This window comes from Nostoc sp. CCY0012 (genome assembly GCF_963920855.1).
GTDB lineage: Bacteria > Cyanobacteriota > Cyanobacteriia > Cyanobacteriales > Nostocaceae > Cyanocohniella.
Window position 1 is genome coordinate 19,896 of the sequence record NZ_CAWUDM010000060.1, and the last position, 18,634, is coordinate 38,529.

An 18,634-nucleotide genomic window follows, 5' to 3' on the forward strand; every position below is an offset into this window, starting at 1 on the left:
ATTTATTATCCAAAGTCTACAAAATTGCTGAGGGGTGAAGAGCCACAGGTGCAGGGTCTAGGGTAAAAGACTCTCCACTGTACCAAAATCTTTCCCCTATTCATCTCTCTAATACTCAATGTCCTGAGCAAACGAATATACTCAATTTTCTCTGGCAATTTAATGGATTGGTACTCTCCCAGCTTTTAGGTCTTGTTGGCTAAACAAAATTTAAACAACCCAAGTAAAAATTAAATCCCCCCACTCAGCAGGCTTGACCTGCTTTTTGTATATAATTTATACATTTTAGATTAAAGCTTTTTCCCAAAAATCAGGCAACAGAAATATAATTTTGGCAGTCTTGAACAGATAAGCTGCAAAACCTTTAGTTCGCAACTAGAACATTTAGTATATGTAGCTGTTAATAAATTTAATTAGGGTTGATCACAGATCTGTGCTTCTACTTTTAGGTATGTCTAACCGCCCCTTGAATCTTACAAGACCGAAGTTTTTTTGGCGACGCCTGTTCGCTGCCGCTTTCACCAGTAGTTTATTGATTCCCCACTTTGGCGGCCAACCGGCAAAGGCTCAAGTAACAGAGTATTGCCAATTATCCACAGCAGCAGCGCAAACAAAAGAAGATTTACGTTTGTCAGCGCTAAAAGGCAATCAAGATGCCCAAACTCGCTACCAACAATTGGTGCAACAACAGGCAAAGGAATTACAGGATTGCCGCAATCGTACTTGGCCACAAATTCAAGCGATTTGGTTACGTTTATATCCTTGTGACATTCAGCCAGGAGCGATTGACCAAATTATGGATCGAATCGTCAACCGTGGCTATAACCAAGTTTATGTAGAAGTTTTCTCCGACGGTCAAGTATTATTACCAGCAGTCAATAATCCTACGGTTTGGCCATCAGTAATTCGGACTCCAGGCGCTGAAAATATTGATTTACTATCTATTGCCATTCAAAAAGGACGGCAACGGGGTTTAAAAGTTTATGCTTGGATGTTTACCAACAACTTCGGCTATACTTACGCTCAACGTCGGGATAGAGAAGAAGCGATCGCTCGTAATGGTCAAGGACAAACTAGCTTATATCTTCCAGATAATAGTTCCCAACTCTATATAGATCCTTATCACCCACAGGCAAAACGTGACTACTATCAATTGGTACAGGAAGTAGTCCGCCGTCGCCCCGATGGAGTGTTATTTGATTATGTACGCTATCCACGACAGCCAGGAAGTAATTCCATTGCCACCAAAGTTTCAGATTTATGGTTATTTAGTAAAGCCACCCAAGAAGCTTTATTTCGACGCGCACAAAATTACAAAGGGTTGGAATTAATTCGGCGATTTCTTAGTAAAGGATATGTCACCGCCGGAGATATAGCGGAAATAGATAAATTACATCCCCAAGAAGGCGAACCAATGTGGCAAGGTCGCGTTCTCCAACCAGAACAAAAATCACTGTTGTCTGCAACCGATAGACAACCAATATTGCAAACACAATTGTGGCAACTCTCAGTGGCCCACGCTATGCAAGGTATTCTAGACTTTGTAGCTTTAGCTAGTTACCCAGCACAGCAACTAGGTATTCCGTCTGGCGCCGTATTTTTCCCTGATGGTAACCAAGCCGTAGGACAAGGGTATGATTCTCGCTTACAACCTTGGGATAGGTTTCCTAGTTCCTTAGAATGGCATCCCATGTCTTATGCAACTTGCGGTACTGCTAATTGCATTGTGCAGCAAGTACAACAAGTTCTCAATTCTGCACAACCAGGGACAAAAGTAATCCCTGCGTTAGCCGGCACTTGGGGAAAATCAGTCAGTAATCGTCCATCCTTAGAAGCCCAAATGCAAGCACTGCGGCAATTTGCTCCCCAACTAGCGGGAGTGAGTCATTTTGCTTATTCTTGGCAATACCCTGAACATGATAGCGATCGCAAATTTTGTCGTGTGCGGTAAAAGTAAAGAAACAAGTGGTTTAGGGGAAGATTTTTTCTTCCTATGAATAAACCTCGTCCATCACGAAAAATAGAGTTTTGGTCATTGCGACGCCAGGAAGCAATCTCATAATCTTGACTACAAACTACACTTTTCAAAGTAGACAAGGTTTATTTCAAGTTGTTGCTGAAATTTGTTGCAACCAAACTTCTAAATCTTCGACTGAGAAAAAATCTAGCAGCGCCACTGCTAAATCTTCTAACTGAGTCAGCGATAACCCCTGAACTCGTTCTTCTAACTCGGGAGTAAGCGTACCCACCCGTCGAGGAAGTAGACGCAGAACTAAGGATAGTGTTGCTTGTTGCTTTCCTTGTTCAATCCCTTGTTCAATTCCTTGTTCAATCCCTTCTTCCATCCAACTTGTAACTATTTGCATAACTACCTCCTGTTCTTTTGGTTCTATCCTAGCAATATCATTTTGTAACAGTATTTGCTCTTGTGGACTTAGGCGTAAATAGGTGTCAATGAAACCAGAAATCAAACGCATCCGTGCTGGATCTAATCGTAATGTTGCCAACAGCCGCAAACATTCAAATTTGACTTGACGGCGTTCTGCTGGTGCAATTTTCATTTTTGCCATTAATGCAGTAGCTACTGGATTTTTTTGGCGCAGAAAATCTCGCCAGTTTAGTTGATTTAATTGGATGACATCATAGTTGAACTGTAAAATAACTTTATGAGGAAATGCTATTTGATGTACATTTTTTTCTGGCGTTTGTGGAGAATCGTAAGATAATATAACCACCGGGTAAATAGGTATGTCGAATTTTTCATATAAGCGGGAGAAGTAGCGAAACATCCGCTTATCAAAGTTGGGTTGCTTATAAGATTGGTTTTCTACGTGAATCACAAAGCAAGACTCTTGTCCTAGAAATTTAACTTTGACAATTAAGTCAGCTTCGTAACGTTCTCCAGCCGTGACATCAGTGAAGACTTCCTTATCTAAAAACTGTATAGAATCTCGTTCCAGATAACTTAGTACTTCGGGTAAGAATAATTCTAGGAACTCCACAAAAAATGTAGTCAGGAGTTCCTTAAATAAACGGTCATGATCAATCATATAATCATCTAAATTTAGTTGTAATTATTTGGTTTCCATCCAATTATTACCAGCACGCACATCCACAATTAAAGGTACACTTAAAGCAACAGCATCTTCCATCACTGACTTAATTTGTGGTTGTAATTCTTCCCATTCTGGGGGGGGAACTTCAAACACTAATTCATCGTGGACTTGCAATAAAAGACGCGCTTGATACTTAGGCAAAATATCATGTATTCGCACCATCGCAATTTTGATAATATCGGCGCTGGAACCTTGAATTGGCGCATTAGCAGCAGAACGGAGTAAACCTGCATCATAAGCACCAAGATTTTTCAATTTACTCAAGTCAATGTCTTCAAGATTGCTGCCGTGTAATTTGCGTAGACTATTATTGGTAAACTCAACATAGCGACGACGACCAAGAATTGTTTCCACATAACCTTGAGCGATCGCCTGTTTTTTTACTCCTTCTAAATAGGCAAAAACTTTGGGGTAACGTTCGTTAAAGCGCTTAATAAACTCGTTAGCAATTCCTTTATCTATCCCCGTTGAACGAGAAAACTTCAGCGAACCCATGCCATAAATTACACCAAAATTAATAGTCTTAGCTAATCTGCGTTCATCTGATGTAATATCTTCTTTTTCAAAAATTAATCGCGCTGTGACTGTGTGAATATCTTCATTTTGCTGATATGCTTGCACCAAAACTGGCTCTTGACTTAAATGAGCCAAAATTCTTAACTCTATTTGTGAGTAATCAGCCGCCACCATTAACCATCCTGGTTCTGGTAAAAATGCCTTGCGAATTTGACGACTAAAAGCTGTGCGAATGGGAATATTTTGTAAGTTGGGATTCGATGAAGATAACCTACCAGTTGATGTTGCTGTTTGATTAAAATTAGTATGTACACGTTGGGTATCTGGACGCACCAAGGCTGGTAAGGCATCTACATAAGTGGACTTTAATTTAGATAAAGTGCGGTATTCAATGATGGCATCAACAAACCCAGTTTGATCAACTTCTTGGAGTCTTTCTAAAGTCGCTGCATCTGTAGAATAACCTGTTTGAATTTTCCGGGAATAGTTGGTGCTTAAACCCAATTTTTCAAATAATATTTGACTTAATTGTTTGGGAGAACCCAAATTAAATTTTTCTCCCGCGATTTCTGTGGCTGTCTCTTCTAATTTGGCTAAATCTATCTCTAACTGCTGTGAAAGTTCCCCCAGATAAGCTGAATCAATGGAAACACCTGTATATTCCATCTCCGCTAAAACTGCTTCTAGGGGTTGTTCTACTTCTAGTAATAACTTGTGCAAGGCGGGAACTTTATTTAGTTCCTCCCGTAATTGCGCTACAAGCTGATAGGTAGCGTAAACTTGCAAACAACAATAATTAGCTACATGATTAATATCTATATCCGCAATAGTTTTACCTTTGGGGACTAAATCTGGATAATTTTGCAAAGTTATTCCCAAGGATCGGAGCGCCAAATCAGTTAAGTTGTGACTAGTATCTGGATTGAGAATATAACTAGCCAGCATAGTATCAAATACAACTCCCGCCAAGTTAATTCCTTGACAACGGAAAACTAAGCGGTCAAATTTGCTGTTTTGAAAGGTTTTTGGATAATTAATACTTTCAAGAATGGGCTTTAGTGCTGCTAAAACTACATCTTGACTAAGATTTTTCCCTGTTTTGTGAGCTAAGGGAATATATGCTGATTCGTCTGGTTTGGTTCCCCAACAGCAGCCAATTCCTACTAGTACAGCATCTCGTGGTTCTAAATCACTAGTTTCTGTGTCCCAAGCGACGGGGGTTTCTAGGTTCGTGAATGTTTTGAGTACCTCCACCAATTCAGTAAGTTTGACTTCGGTATTAATGATTATTGGTTGAATTGGTGAAGCCGATGGCTGGGGAACTGCTGCTGTATCAGCCGCACTGAAAAACCACACATCATCATCTTCATCATCACTGGGTGCTGTTGTGGCTTCTACAACTTCACCACCAAATCTTTCCTGAAGTTGGTTAACTTTGCCTAAAAAAGTCTTGAATTCTAGCTTTTCTAAAATTGGGATGAGAAAAGTGGTATCAAACCCTGTTAATTTGCAATCTTCTAAATTAACTTCTAAAGGCACATCTATAACTATGCTGGCCAAATAGCGAGATTTTTGAGCATCTTCTTGACCTGTTACCAGTTTTTTATGAGTTGCACCGGGAATTTTATCTAGTGCTGCATAAATTTTTTCCAGAGAACCGTAGGTATTAAGTAGCTGGACTGCTGTTTTTTCTCCAATCCCCTTGACACCGGGAATATTATCTGATTTATCCCCACAGAGGGCTTTAAAATCGACTATCTGTGTAGGCAATACGCCTAATTTTTCTTTGACTTCTGCTGTACTAAACTCAGTGATGCTATTTGTAGAGCGCTTTAATGCATCAGGACTAAAATTTAAAACAGTAATTTCTTTTTCCGGGTCGATGAGTTGAAATAAATCACGATCGCCTGTGAGAATTTTCACTTTATATCCGGCGGCGGTTGCTTTTTGTGCTATGGTTCCCAACACATCATCGGCTTCATAACCAGGTGCGGTGAAGATTGGCAAATTCAACCCTGTCAGCAATTCTTGGAGATTTTTTAAATCAGGTACAAAGTCTTCTGGTGTACCTGGACGATCCGCTTTATAAGTATCGTCGGCTTCGTGGCGAAAAGTTGGTAAGCCTAAATCAAATGCGATCGCCATTGCTTGTGGCTGTTGTGTAGCTATAACTTCCAGTAAGCACTTGAGAAAGCCAAAACATACACTAGTAGGAATCCCCGACTTTGTACGCAGTCCACCATCGCGTCCTTTAGCAAAAGCGAAGTATGAACGAAAAGCCAGAGAGTGTCCGTCTACAAGGATGAACGTCGGACGTGTTGTGTTTACAGAATCAGAAGTTAGAGACATAGCCTTATTTTAGCTGTAGCATACCGACATCATTGGCAAGTAACGAGAATCCTCATATCTACTAGATACAGGCATTCTGAAATTTACAATGTCTTTAATACAGTGATATGTATAAAAAATATCATCCTCTTAGAGTTAATACGTGATTATAGTTAAACTGGGTTTTCAGTAAATCGCCAAGATATCTCAATTTCCCTAAAAACTTGGATAAATCAACAAAAACTAGAAGTAAATTTTAGTTATTAATTATCAATATTATAGCCTTTTGGAACAACAAAACTTTATATAAAAATTCTCAAAAGTATAGTTATCGAACTAAGTTTCTTATGAAAGCTTTACATGAAATTACGTATATTTATCAAGCCGATAAGACCAATATCAGAGTTAGAAATAGATGAGTAATCATGCAATCGTTCGTTTGAAAAACTCATTTCCCATGACAACAAAACTACTCAACTCTCTAGCCGCCGCTACAACCTTAGCAGGTGTTTTAGCAACAGCAGGTGCCGCAAGTGCAGCTTCTTTGAGCTACACCGAAAGTGCTTCTATCGGTATGCAGAACACAAATATTGTCAACGCACCTCTGAGCATTCAAAAGTTTGACTCATCTCTGGGTACGCTCACAAGTGTTACAGTAAATTTCGCCACTGACGTAACTGGAAGTGCAAGATTTGAGCATACAGGCCAAGGTCAAAACGACTTGACAGTTAATTTAGGTGCTTTGATTTCGTTAGGAATCAATGATGATTTAAGCCTATTAGGCCTGACTCCCTTGACACCAAGTGTTTCTCAAACCTATACAGTTGGTTCATTTGATGGTGTCCTTGATTTTGACGGCCCATCTGGAAAAACTATTAACGGATTAATGGCAGCGGATTCCTCTAGCAAGACATTTACCGATACCAACGATTTAGCCAAATTTATTGGTGCTGGTAATTTGGACTTTTTATTCTCAGCTACTGCTACCTCAAATGTTACAGGTTCTGGTAACGTGGCTACTTTTATCACTACACTTGCTGGTGCGAATATCTCAGTGGTATACAACTACGAGACAACGCAGTCAGTTCCTGAACCCACTGCGGCCCTTGGCTTAGGTTTATTTGCAGGGGTTGGTCTTTTGTCACAACGCAAAAAAAGCTGGCTGAAGATTTCCAATTCCTAGACCTTCCTCAATGGGTGGACTGTTTCCCATCCTTTTGCATAGCAACGACATTTAATCTATAGACAGGTGTTAGTTTTTGGTGTAATCAACGATCATACTTGCAAAAATAAATTTTAAAAACCCGGATACAGATCTGGGTTTTTTTTGTTGTGATGATGAAACCAAATAAATTGCTAAGTGAACGGAATTTGTTAATCTCAATACTGGGAGTTTAAACCTGGATAAGGAATTTATGCACCAAGCATCTGCCTCCGAGTTGGCATCCATTGATCATCAAGCCACAGCTGCAAAAGAGATTAAATTACTGGTATTAGATATAGATGGCACGATTTCTGGAGAGTCTAACACTTTGAGCGAACCTGTAAAGCAAGCGATCGCCTCAGTACAAGCCAAAGAAATTGCAGTGGCCATTGCTACTGGTCGCATGTATCGTTCAGCTTTACGATTCCATCAGGAAATTAACTCTGTTTTACCATTGATGGCTTATCAGGGCGCTTGGATTCAAGACCCAGCTACTCAAAAAATGCATCGACATTTAGCAGTTTCGCGGGAAATTGCTGGGCAATTACTAGACTATTTTGAACAACCGCAGCTGCGATCGCTTTTATCTGTCCACTTTTATATCAATGACCAGCTTTATGTGCGTGAGTTAACCCCAGAAACTCAAACTTATGCCGCACGTTCTGGAATTACACCAATTCCTGTGGGCGATTTGCGCCAAGTCTTGACGAATGAACCCACAAAAGTCCTGGCTTTATGCCACGACACAAAAGTGATCCAAGATTTATTGGGAAATTTACGTCGTCAATACACACCCGCTGAACTCTATCTGACAACATCTGTGGCTACCTTCTTTGAAGCAACTAATGCTTTTGTCAATAAAGGCACTGCTGTACGTTACTTAGCAGAAGAACTACTAGGCTTACAAAGCAGCAATGTGATGACCATTGGTGATAATTTCAACGATTTGGAAATGCTAGAATACGCTGGCATCGGTGTAGCTATGGGCAATGCACCAGATGGTGTGCAAGCGATCGCTCAGTGGGTAGCTCCTAATGTAGAGGAAGACGGTGCTGCTACTGCTATGGAAAAATTTCTACTATCCTAAGGGGTATTTTTTCTATTTACCCTGTATAAAATAAATGAAATCAGAAAGGACACCGACGACTGGCCGTGTTTCGTCTCGGTGCCCTTGCTGGTTCGCTCCTCACACACCTGATAATATAGCCGAGGTGATTACATGAGTCAATAGTTACTACAAAAGTTTTGTTTTTCTCAGAGACACTACTGTCTTTTACCACGTTTATTCAGTACCAAATTTGTCGGCATTCTTTTTGAGGAAGCTCTAGTTAAATCAGAAATCTTTGGGGTACCTTTTTTGGAGAGTCAGCAAGGGCAGACACTAGCAAATCATAACTCCAGAGGAGCAAAAATCCCCAGTTTATTTACCAGCAAAAACTTCAACACAGACTGAGTAGCCATCACCAATCCTAACCTGGCTTGAGCTAGCTCTAGCGAAGAAATTTTGACATTTCCCCAAATACGACACTTACGCCAAAAAACTTCAAAAGCTTGACTTAAATCTAGTGCTGCTTTTTCCCAATTCACAGAATCATTTACATGAGGGAACTCTAAGTTATCTACAACTTTTACTAACTCCGCAATTAGATGACCTTCAGCGGGATGACTGAGACGCATCTGGTAATTATGGTTGAGCCAAGGTATCTGTTCTTGGGAGTTTTCGCTAGTATCTGCCAGTAGATTTTTTAATTTAATCAATTCTTCTCGGTGAGCTAGTAGCAGTAATGAGCAGCAGCGTGCATGGGCATATTGAACAGCAAATAATCGCTCAGAATTGTCAAGGGAAATTTTTCTTTTTGCTATTTCCTCTATTTGCCCCTGTTCCCCAAATGGGGCCCCAACTTCCTCTTCGTTCTCTAAACTCTGAATGGCAATACTTTGTAACCAAGCAGCTAACAACAGGGGCTTTAGTTCTACATAAATCGAACCAGGGGGAACAATCTGCACTCTGAAAACTTCGCCACAGCTTGCTGAGAAGTGAGACGCGATACCACTCGCTATCTCCATTGGTGTTCGATTATGAGATTTTGATAGCTTGAGGGCTATATCCGAGATATACAAAACTCGATTATTATCTCTACCTTTATATAGAGGAATTTTTTGCCCATCTATGCATAGGTTCTGATGATGAGAAGTATAAATACTGAGCGATTGCATAAAGTAGCTATGTATTAGCTGCTTAATTGCTGTATATTTACTCACTAGTAGCCTTTAATGCATAGATTGTGATCCTCAAGCAGTATTTCATGATTATTTATCTATTTCCTTCATCTATCTGAAGATGGATATCTACTTTAGATAAAGAAAAATGAGAGTAGGATAAAATTTGATGAATATTCGATGAATAGTAAGTAAACTTTACTACCATCATTGTACAGTAGGAAGTATAACAAAAGAGTAGAGTGTAAATTCAACGCTTTCTACTCTTTGTATGGCTGGCGCTGTTAGGCGTTAAGCCTACCCTGCCAACACAAAGACACTCCTTGCACCTTTTTATGATCGTCTTTGTCTTCAGCCGAACGCTCTTTGTTACCTATGCAATCTCCATCCTCCTTTTCTGAGGCATCACGGCCTTTTCTGACTTGGCAACGGATTCTTGACTGGGCTCAAGAACACTACCGCTGCCGCACCTTTAGCAAAGATGAACGCATTCCAGCCCGACCTGGTTTGCTGTATTTGGTGCAAAGGGGCGCAATCCGTATGGTAGGAACCGCACAAGTTAGTGCTACTGCCAGTCAGCTCACGTCTCGAAGAATTAACAGAACTCCAGAAGAAGCTTTCTTGGGTTTTGTTGGCGCGGGACAACCGTTTGAAATTGTTGCTCAGTCACCATTCACGCTCCAAGCATACGCCCACGTTGACCAAACTGCGGTGCTGTGGATGTACTGGCACGACTTAGACAATTGGCCTCACTTCCGCCGTGAAGTCATGGATGCCTTTAGGTATCAGCACCAGCGCAAACTCTTGTGGCTGAGTGCCTTGGGACAACGCCGCACCATTGACCGACTCTTAGGATTTCTCACATTGTTGATTGAGGAATATGGAGAGCCGGCCATGAGCGAGACTGATCCTGATGTAATTCGTGGCTATTGTCTGCCCTTCCCTCTCACCCATGCCCAAATTGGTAGCGCGATTGGTTCAACTCGTGTTACTGTTACTCGCTTGATGGGTAAGTTGCGCCAACGCGGCTTAATTCTCACCCAAGGGGATAATCTCATTTGCTTACCAGCAGAGTCGATTAATCGAGTTAGCTAAAGCGAAGTTTAGATTTTTGAAGAGAAGCCCCAGTAAGCTAACGTCAGCAACACCACCTTACTGCTAGGCTTGACCAATCTGTTTGACCACCACAAACAGATGGCTCTTAAACGGGTAATTTACTGAGTCCAAGAATCTCAATGTTCAATTTGTTCCGTTTACCAGGGCATTTAAAAGGGAGAATAAATGGTCTGGTAGGGAACATTAGAGAACAGTCTATTGCCCTTGTATCCGCCCCAACGGCAAGAGCCAATAGAATTTTAGGAAGTGCTTTTGGGGCATCAGCGTATTAGATGTCAGCAGGACTATCAGCTAATTGTCGAAAGGCTTGGGTGGTCGTGGAAATTGATTATAGGGGAGACCTAAAGTTTGACCACCCATAATGCCTGAGACTCATTTGTCATGAATAATTCGCAATCAGTAAACTGACGCGAATAAATTAAACTATGTTAAGTAATGTAAAAAAATGAACTACGCTTGTAGTGACAAGTAGCGTGGAACAGTAATGGCTTCCCATGAGTGCGCTAGCTCGCTATAAGCCTCTAATTATGTATGTCTTCTACGGTATTCTGCAAAAGATGCTGCATTTTATTAACTAACAGATTCTTGTACCTCGTAGTGCAATCTGGTAGCTATACGGAATAATTCTTGCCCTGTATGTAAATGACGCTCGTCGTAGCTCAAAGGGAAGTAAGCCAATTCTTCTATACCATCTGCTACTTGACTAAGACTATGGTAAATGTAGGCAGCTGTTTTTGCTAAACTTGGGGGATTTGGCAGGGAACGAAAAGCTAATTGGGCTTGCTTGAGGTCATCTCGACAGGCGTTTAAGTATTCCTGGAATTCCTCTAATAATTCATCATCAAAGGGATCAGCGGCTAATTGCTCAATTTGATCCTCTAGAGAATTGAGAATGTTATCTAGCAAGTCATTGACTGGTTGGTAAACTAGGCGCAGCCATGCTTCAACGTGTTCGTCCGCATCTCGTCCTGTTGGTCTAGTTGTCTGGTAACGTTTTTGAGCTGATGCTGTCCGCTGTTGATAATTGCTCTGGAATTTTTGGGAATCTTCTTGCAGTTTTTGGTCATAGCTGTGTCGATTTTGACTGTCCCCTAAGACTTCATAAGCTGCATTGATGCGAATAATTTGTTCTTTATCTGCTGTTTCTTGGTTGCTGTCAGGATGAAACAACTTTACCAAGCGGCGATAAGATTGCTTAATCTCCGCTTGGCTAGCATTAGGATTAACTTTGAGAGTTTCGTAGTGATTAGAAACGTGTTTAGAATCGACCATTTATCCAATTTAACGTTAGCTAATGCTAGTGGCCAACCTAGCTTCTAAGTCTTGGAACAACGGTGTACTTAAATATCTTTCTCCAAAACTGGGCTGAATCATCACGATTAAGCGTCCCTCATTTTCTGGACGTTGGGCAACACGGATAGCTGCACATAAGGCTGCACCGCTAGAAATCCCAGATAGTAGACCTTCTTCTCTAGCTAAACGCCGACCATAAGCGATCGCTTCGTCATCCGTCACACTAATCACTTCATCAATCAATTCTGTTTTTAGTACTTGAGGGACAAACCCAGCTCCAATTCCCTGAATTTTGTGGGGGCCTGGTCGTCCTCCAGATAGCACTGGGCTATTGGCTGGTTCAACTGCGATCGCCTGAAAACTAGGTTTACGAGCTTTAATAATTTCCGCTACCCCAGTGATTGTACCACCTGTACCTACCCCTGCCACGATCATATCTACCTGTCCATCAGTATCTGACCAAATTTCTTCAGCTGTCGTTTCCCGATGCACTTTCGCATTGGCTGGATTGCGGAACTGCTGCAACATATAGGTATGTGGGGTAGTATCAACTATTTCTTGGGCCCGCCGAATTGCCCCACTCATCCCTTCAATACCTGGTGTTAATTCTAATTCTGCCCCATAAGCCCGCAACATCGCCCGGCGTTCCCCACTCATGGTTTCTGGCATAGTTAAAATTAAGCGATAACCCTTGGCTGCTGCGGCCATTGCCAGGGCGATTCCTGTATTTCCCGATGTGGGTTCTACCAATAAAGTCTTGCCAGGAGTAATCAACCCTTCCTCTTCGGCGGCATTAATCATACTTACCCCAATCCGGTCTTTGACTGATGCCGATGGGTTTATGCTTTCGAGTTTCACAACTATTTGCGCCACACATCCTTCAGCTTCAGGGATGCGGTTTAACTGTACTAGAGGTGTCCGACCAATAAGTTCTGTAATGTTACGCGCAATTTTCATTATTGTTCCTTATCTATATAGTTAGTAGTCAAAAGTCAATAGCCAAAGCAACTGTGGACTAAATGTAATACATAATATCCAACTGTCGCCGAGAATCTCGCTTCTCACAAAGATCCTGAAGTGTATAGTTTTGTAAAACTGAGTTGGCGGCTTGACGTGCTTCTTGCCAGATTTCTTTGATTACAGAAGTATCTATACTTTTGGGGTTAGTATCGTCTTCACATACCCGCACATCTGACCCTTCCAGACATTCTAAAACATCGAAGAGTGTAATTTTCCAAGGTTCTTTTGTTAAAAAATAGCCACCTTTTGACCCGCGTTGACTTTTTACTATACCCCCACGTCTTAAAGTCGCCAATAGTTGTTCTAAATAGCGATCAGGTATGTTTTGTTGCGCGGCAATTTGTCGAATTTGCATCGGTTCACCGCTTTCGTAATGAGTGGCCATCTCTATTAAGGCGAGAATGGCATATTCAGATTTACATGATAGTTCCACAGGCATGAATACTAGTAAGGGATCAAGTGTTAGTTAAGAAGAGTTATCAGTCTTTACTTTTCTAGTATACTCCGGTTCTCCACTGGGGTTTGTTATTTCGTTGGTTATTCGTTATTTTTCCACCCCCTCATCTTCCCAAATAAAAAACCCCACCTAACGGCAGGGCGTAATAGAGTCTCAAATGTTTAGCCAATTTACAAAACTCTAGAAGGTGAATGTAGTTCTGAGAGTACCAATCACTGCATCAGAGTTATCGCTGTTTTGACCAGGATTGGTCAACCAGATAACGCCAGGAGTCACTGAGATGTTATCGGAAACTTGGTACTTGTAGAAGCCTTCAACTTGGTATGGCAATCTGTTAAAGCCATCTACCACACCACGCGCATAGGGTTGAGCGCCTGCAAAAATACCTAAAACGTTACCTCTTTTACCAAAGTCAGGTAATGCTACCCCAACACCGTAAGTCCAAACCTCTTTGTCATCATCTACACCGAATCCTGTGACATCTGTGTAAGAAACGAACCCACTAACTGACAGTCTATCACTGGGTCTGAAGGCAGCTGACACACCATAAGAATTGGTAGAAGATGGGTTTTGCAGAATATTGGCTAAACTACTACCTACGATAGGATTAGTTACTGAACCTGAGTCGAATAAGCTACTACCTGCGCCATGATAACCATGTACGTAGGTTGCTGCTAGTGCCAAGCGATCGCCTACACTAAAGTTCAATTGTCCTAAAGCAGCATAGTTGCCGTTGAACACACCTTCACCTAGTCCTGGACTGTTAGGTTCAGATCCCAAATAACCGACAGTTAGGGAACTAGGTCTGAGAATACCGCCACCTTGACCAAAAGGTAAGGTTAAGGCAAGACCAGCACCACCACCAATCCGATAAATGGGATTTTCCGAAGCAAAGGTTGTTAAAGCACCGTTACCACCATCGAAGTCTTCAAAGTAAGGGTTGTTGGTGGCGGCGTAATCACTATGAATACCTCCAGTGGCCGCAATATACACTTGTGCTGGTCCGACAGGAACGTAGTACGCCAACCAATCTATGTTGACATTATTACTACCAGTGTTCCCGACGTTAAAAGTTTGAAGACCTTCACCACTGGGAAGACCACCCACTTCAGTACCCAAATTAAAGTTTTCGGCGTTACCAGATGCCAAACGGGTGTGCAAAATATCTCGGCCAGTAAAGCTGGTTTGCAGGTCTAGACGGACTCTGTTTTGGAATACAGTGTTATTATTGTCGCCAACTGTATCACCGAAAGCATCTGTAACAGCAAATATGGCTTCACCAACTAGCTTGGTGGTGGTGGAGAACTGATTAGCTTCTAATTCAGCTGTCCGCGCTTCTAGGGAATCTACACGACCGCGTAGAGTTGCCAATTCTGCGGAAAATTCTTCTTGTAAACGTTGTAAAGTCGCTAAATCTTCTCTGGTCACCGCGTCAGCTGTGGCTGTGGCGATCAATTCATTAACTCTATCCAAACAAGCATTTAAACCAGCTGCAAATTCATAACGAGTTAATGCACGGTTACCGCGATATGTCGCATTGGGGTAACCTGCAATACAACCGTAACGCTCTACTAAGGATTGCAACGCTTGGAATGCCCAGTCTGTCGGTTGTACGTCCGAAAACTGTGAAACCGATGTTACTTGGGATAGGGTAGTGTTTTGTCTCCCTTCGTTGCTATAGCTATTAACTTGGTTAATTACATTGTCGTTAGCTGCTTGAGCCAATATTTCTGGCTGTGGCGCTACTTCAATCACAGTTTGTTCTGTTGCCGACACTTCAGTGGTAGTGCTTGGGGCTGCTATTGCTGCTCCTGAAACCAACAAGGTTGCTCCCAAAACTGCGGGGCTAACCACCAGGGATTTCCACAATATGTTAGACATTTTCACTTTTCTCCTCACACCTTGTACCGTTGTTGCATTCGCTACGCCTATTATCAAAATTAATTCGGTTAATCCGCATTAAGTTGAGAATGACGCATTCTAATTTAATGATAATTGCACAAGTAGCAATATTATACCAACCTGTCTTTAATCATATAGGAGTTTTTATGTAGTTGAGGACATAAATTGATCATAAAAGCCTGGCCCCCTTTGCTTGTCAGCCAATTTAGTACCATCCGCTTCACCATACCCTTAGCAACAAAAAACCCCGCCTGATGACGGGGTGCAATAAACTTTAAAGTTTGTTTTCAGTAAACTGACAAAACTCTAGAAGGTGAATGTGGTTCTGAGAGTACCAATTACTGCATCAGAGTTATCGCTGTTTTGACCAGGGTTGGTCAACCAGATAACGCCAGGAGTAACGGAGATATTATCGGAAAGTTGGTACTTGTAGTAACCTTCAACTTGGTAGGGAACTCTGTTAAATCCAGGTTGGATGCCACGTGCGTAGGGTACAGCACCACCGAAGATACCTAGTACGTTACCTCTCTTACCAAAGTCAGGTAACGCTACACCAACACCGTAGCTCCAAACTTCGCCGTTGTCGTTAGCACCAAAGCCATTAACATCGGTATAGGAGACAAAACCGCTGACGGAGAGTCTATCGCTGGGACGGAAGGCTGCGGAAACACCGTAGGAATTAGTTGCGAATGGGTTGGTGCTACCATCGGTTCTATCAACACCACCAAGGTTGGCGATTGAAGTACCTACTACAGGAGAAGTGTTGTTGCCTGCGTCAAAGATTCTGCTACCTGCACCATGATAACCATGAACGTAGGTTGCAGCTAAAGCTATGCGATCGCTAACGCTAAAGTTCAATTGTCCTAAAGCAGCATAGTTTCCTTGGAAGATACCGGAACCTAGACTGGGATCGTTAGCTTCTGAGCCTAAGAAACCTACAGTTAATGAACTGGGTCTGAGGATACCGCCACCTTGACCAAAAGGTTGTAAGGTGAAGGCAAGACCAGCACCACCACCGATGCGATAAATGGGGCTTTCAGAAGCAAAGGTTGTTAAAGCACCGTTACCACCGTCAGTACCATCATTGAAGTAGGGATTGTTTACTGCTGCATAATGGCTGTGTCTACCACCATTTGCGGCAATATAAACTTGGGCTGGGCCAACAGGAGCTTGGTAAGTTAATCTGTCGATTTCAACGTTGTTACCGATAGTGTTACCAACGTTAAATGTTTGGAAGCCTTCACCACTAACAGTGCCAGCCTCACCCAAAATAGGTGGTGAACCAACGCCTAGATTAAAACGATCTGCGTTGCCAGATGCTAAACGAGTTGTTAACACGTCTCGACCGGTAAAGCTGCTTTGTAAGCCTAAACGGACTCTGTTTTGGAATACAGTGTTATTATTGTCGCCTGCTGTATCGCCAAAAGCGTCAGTTAGAGCAAAAACGGCTTCACCAACTAGCTTGGTGGTGGTGGAGAACTGATTAGCTTCTAATTCAGCTGTCCGCGCTTCTAGGGAATCTACACGACCGCGTAGAGTTGCCAATTCTGCGGAAAATTCTTCTTGTAAACGTTGTAAAGTCGCTAAATCTTCTCTGGTCACCGCGTCAGCTGTGGCTGTGGCGATCAATTCATTAACTCTATCCAAACAAGCATTTAAACCAGCTGCAAATTCATAACGAGTTAATGCACGGTTACCGCGATATGTCGCATTGGGGTAACCTGCAATACAACCGTAACGCTCTACTAAGGATTGCAACGCTTGGAATGCCCAGTCTGTCGGTTGTACGTCCGAAAACTGTGAAACCGATGTTACTTGGGATAGGGTAGTGTTTTGTCTCCCTTCGTTGCTATAGCTATTAACTTGGTTAATTACATTGTCGTTAGCTGCTTGAGCCAATATTTCTGGCTGTGGCGCTACTTCAATCACAGTTTGTTCTGTTGCCGACACTTCAGTGGTAGTGCTTGGGGCTGCTATTGCTGCTCCTGAAACCAACAAGGTTGCTCCCAAAACTGCGGGGCTAACCACCAGGGATTTCCACAATATGTTAGACATTTTCACTTTTTCCTCACACCTTGTATAGATAATTGTGTTCGTTGAACTTACTCTCTAAAACTCAACATATTCCTATGTAGAAGTTTTGGATGATGCATCGTTGCCACTACTACAATTTTAGGTTTTTGCCTGGCTAATAACTGATTAATTAAAAATGTTAAAAATCAATGTAATTAACTTGTGCAAAAACATAGCTTCCTAACATAGCATTATAAAGCATTTGAAGTATATGGCAAGCTACAAGCGATCGCCTGATTAACTGTCACATCTAATGGTCTGTAAGCCTGAAGTAAGGGTAAGGGGTTTGCCATTTTTTTCCTCTGTCTCTAGTCTTAAAAACTTAATTTAATTGGCAATTTTCCCTTGGGCTTTTTTAAGCGATTTGAGAAATTTTCGCAGCTACTTCAAAGTCTTTTTGGGTTAACCCACCTGCATCATGTGTCGTCAGTGCAATATTGACTTTGTTATAAGAAATTTCTATATCAGGATGATGTCCTGATGTCTCAGCAGGTTCTACCAGTTTATTCACAAATTCAATAGCTGCTATAAAATCTTTAAATTTGCGGGTAGTCTGCAACTTAGATCCTGCAATTGTCCAATCTGACAAGCGGCTTGCCTCTGCTTGAATTTCTGTATCAGTCAGTAGTTTTGCCATATCCAAAAATTCCTGCTTACATCTTAGCCATATCTTGCATTGCATTATTTGGGCGCTTCATTTACACTTCACCCTTGATGTTCATGCTTCATTTACATTGCACCCTTTATGTTCATATAGAGAAATTCAGACTGAACTCTCTTCAGGGTTAAATGCCATAAATACGCAAGATATTATATTTAGGACTTAATAAAAACTTTAACGCAATTCCTATTTGAATTTGCTACGGCAATCATTAATTAATCAAAAGTCACCCCTAAAAAACTATCCGCTCTGATTTAGATCAGATGACCTAATACCAGAGCGGTGTAGCGGGTCTTCAGGTTGCAACCAGACTGCCGGAAGGAACTCCGATCTTTAGCCTAGCTACTTGAGCTAACTTAGTCTCACAAGGAAACTAAGGCTAACTTTTAGAGAACAGCCCCGGCGCGCAGCCGGCTAACTGCAACCTGATGACCCATGCATTTACTACTTTCTATCATGGGCATCACCTCCTTGTTGCCTAAGCGGACTTAGTTTCAAAAGGGCAGAGCGTTTACTCTGGGTTATTAACCTGCAATCAATATAACACAGAAATTTTAGAGAGGTTAACTCTAAATAAATAAACCCCCGCCAAAAGGCGGAGGATGATGAAAAAATGGCAATTAAACCATTCTTACAGTGCGTTACCGCGAGGTAGAACTTCCTCAGGGAATACAAATTGTTCGTGAGGCTGATCTTGAGGAGCCATCCAAGCGCGGATACCCTCGTTC

Annotated in this window: 13 protein-coding genes and 1 pseudogene; 4 read left to right on the top strand and 10 right to left on the bottom strand. The window is 41.8% G+C overall.

Annotation, left to right across the window (positions count from 1 at the left end; genetic code table 11):
• The first annotated feature begins 451 nt into the window (after positions 1 to 451).
• A complete protein-coding gene (locus tag ACM0OS_RS17675) occupies positions 452 to 1,951 on the top strand; it encodes a family 10 glycosylhydrolase (RefSeq protein WP_414544507.1) in 1,500 nt (499 codons plus the stop codon).
• A gap of 154 nt (positions 1,952 to 2,105) precedes the next feature.
• On the opposite strand, the gene ACM0OS_RS17680 is transcribed toward ACM0OS_RS17675, so the two are convergent.
• A complete protein-coding gene (locus ACM0OS_RS17680; protein ID WP_414544508.1) occupies positions 2,106 to 3,050 on the bottom strand; it encodes an Rpn family recombination-promoting nuclease/putative transposase in 945 nt (314 codons plus the stop codon).
• Between the two features lie 24 nt (positions 3,051 to 3,074).
• Positions 3,075 to 5,981 carry a DNA polymerase I gene (polA, locus tag ACM0OS_RS17685; RefSeq protein ID WP_414544509.1) on the bottom strand — a complete coding sequence of 969 codons (2,907 nt, stop codon included), beginning with the start codon at positions 5,979 to 5,981 and terminating at the stop codon, positions 3,075 to 3,077.
• Between the two features lie 394 nt (positions 5,982 to 6,375).
• Between polA and ACM0OS_RS17690 the strand changes: the two genes are divergently transcribed.
• Complete coding sequence (locus ACM0OS_RS17690; RefSeq protein WP_414544510.1) at positions 6,376 to 7,143, top strand: choice-of-anchor E domain-containing protein; 768 nt, start codon at positions 6,376 to 6,378, stop codon at positions 7,141 to 7,143.
• Positions 7,144 to 7,375: 232 nt separating this feature from the next.
• Positions 7,376 to 8,251 (top strand): Cof-type HAD-IIB family hydrolase, encoded by an 876-nt coding sequence (locus ACM0OS_RS17695; protein ID WP_414544511.1) that lies wholly within the window; start codon positions 7,376 to 7,378, stop codon positions 8,249 to 8,251.
• Between the two features lie 302 nt (positions 8,252 to 8,553).
• Here ACM0OS_RS17695 and ACM0OS_RS17700 read toward each other — a convergent pair whose 3' ends face one another.
• Positions 8,554 to 9,381, bottom strand: coding sequence for a DALR anticodon-binding domain-containing protein (locus tag ACM0OS_RS17700; RefSeq protein WP_414544512.1), 828 nt, complete (start codon positions 9,379 to 9,381; stop codon positions 8,554 to 8,556).
• Positions 9,382 to 9,759: 378 nt separating this feature from the next.
• On the opposite strand from ACM0OS_RS17700, the gene ACM0OS_RS17705 reads away from it, so the two are divergent.
• Entirely contained in the window at positions 9,760 to 10,479 is a 720-nt protein-coding gene (locus tag ACM0OS_RS17705; RefSeq protein ID WP_198015027.1) for a Crp/Fnr family transcriptional regulator, read from the top strand.
• Positions 10,480 to 11,070: 591 nt separating this feature from the next.
• Here the strand turns inward: ACM0OS_RS17705 and ACM0OS_RS17710 are convergent.
• From ACM0OS_RS17710 to ACM0OS_RS17740, 7 genes and pseudogenes are all read right to left on the bottom strand, one after another.
• Positions 11,071 to 11,772, bottom strand: a complete 702-nt coding sequence (locus tag ACM0OS_RS17710) for a J domain-containing protein (protein WP_414544513.1) — start codon at positions 11,770 to 11,772, stop codon at positions 11,071 to 11,073.
• A 15-nt stretch (positions 11,773 to 11,787) separates the two neighbouring features.
• Positions 11,788 to 12,750 (bottom strand): cysteine synthase A, encoded by a 963-nt coding sequence (cysK, locus tag ACM0OS_RS17715; protein ID WP_414544514.1) that lies wholly within the window; start codon positions 12,748 to 12,750, stop codon positions 11,788 to 11,790.
• A gap of 58 nt (positions 12,751 to 12,808) precedes the next feature.
• Complete coding sequence (locus ACM0OS_RS17720; RefSeq protein ID WP_414544519.1) at positions 12,809 to 13,246, bottom strand: RrF2 family transcriptional regulator; 438 nt, start codon at positions 13,244 to 13,246, stop codon at positions 12,809 to 12,811.
• Between the two features lie 204 nt (positions 13,247 to 13,450).
• Positions 13,451 to 15,151 carry an iron uptake porin gene (locus tag ACM0OS_RS17725; protein ID WP_414544515.1) on the bottom strand — a complete coding sequence of 567 codons (1,701 nt, stop codon included), beginning with the start codon at positions 15,149 to 15,151 and terminating at the stop codon, positions 13,451 to 13,453.
• Between the two features lie 327 nt (positions 15,152 to 15,478).
• Entirely contained in the window at positions 15,479 to 17,227 is a 1,749-nt protein-coding gene (locus ACM0OS_RS17730; RefSeq protein WP_414544516.1) for an iron uptake porin, read from the bottom strand.
• 373 nt (positions 17,228 to 17,600) lie between these two features.
• On the bottom strand, positions 17,601 to 17,882 hold the full coding sequence (locus tag ACM0OS_RS17735) for a 4a-hydroxytetrahydrobiopterin dehydratase (RefSeq protein WP_414544517.1): 282 nt from the start codon (positions 17,880 to 17,882) through the stop codon (positions 17,601 to 17,603).
• A gap of 655 nt (positions 17,883 to 18,537) precedes the next feature.
• A pseudogene (locus ACM0OS_RS17740) lies at positions 18,538 to 18,634 on the bottom strand (photosystem II protein D2); the annotation flags it as partial.

Excerpts from the sequence above, each read along its gene's own strand:
- ACM0OS_RS17675 (WP_414544507.1), top strand. The coding sequence starts at position 452 with ATGTCTAACCGCCCCTTGAATCTTACAAGACCGAAGTTTTTTTGGCGA.
- ACM0OS_RS17680 (WP_414544508.1), bottom strand. The coding sequence starts at position 3,050 with ATGATTGATCATGACCGTTTATTTAAGGAACTCCTGACTACATTTTTT.
- polA (WP_414544509.1), bottom strand. The coding sequence starts at position 5,981 with ATGTCTCTAACTTCTGATTCTGTAAACACAACACGTCCGACGTTCATC.
- ACM0OS_RS17690 (WP_414544510.1), top strand. The coding sequence starts at position 6,376 with ATGAGTAATCATGCAATCGTTCGTTTGAAAAACTCATTTCCCATGACA.
- ACM0OS_RS17695 (WP_414544511.1), top strand. The coding sequence starts at position 7,376 with ATGCACCAAGCATCTGCCTCCGAGTTGGCATCCATTGATCATCAAGCC.
- ACM0OS_RS17700 (WP_414544512.1), bottom strand. The coding sequence starts at position 9,381 with ATGCAATCGCTCAGTATTTATACTTCTCATCATCAGAACCTATGCATA.
- ACM0OS_RS17705 (WP_198015027.1), top strand. The coding sequence starts at position 9,760 with ATGCAATCTCCATCCTCCTTTTCTGAGGCATCACGGCCTTTTCTGACT.
- ACM0OS_RS17710 (WP_414544513.1), bottom strand. The coding sequence starts at position 11,772 with ATGGTCGATTCTAAACACGTTTCTAATCACTACGAAACTCTCAAAGTT.
- cysK (WP_414544514.1), bottom strand. The coding sequence starts at position 12,750 with ATGAAAATTGCGCGTAACATTACAGAACTTATTGGTCGGACACCTCTA.
- ACM0OS_RS17725 (WP_414544515.1), bottom strand. The coding sequence starts at position 15,151 with ATGTCTAACATATTGTGGAAATCCCTGGTGGTTAGCCCCGCAGTTTTG.
- ACM0OS_RS17730 (WP_414544516.1), bottom strand. The coding sequence starts at position 17,227 with ATGTCTAACATATTGTGGAAATCCCTGGTGGTTAGCCCCGCAGTTTTG.
- ACM0OS_RS17735 (WP_414544517.1), bottom strand. The coding sequence starts at position 17,882 with ATGGCAAAACTACTGACTGATACAGAAATTCAAGCAGAGGCAAGCCGC.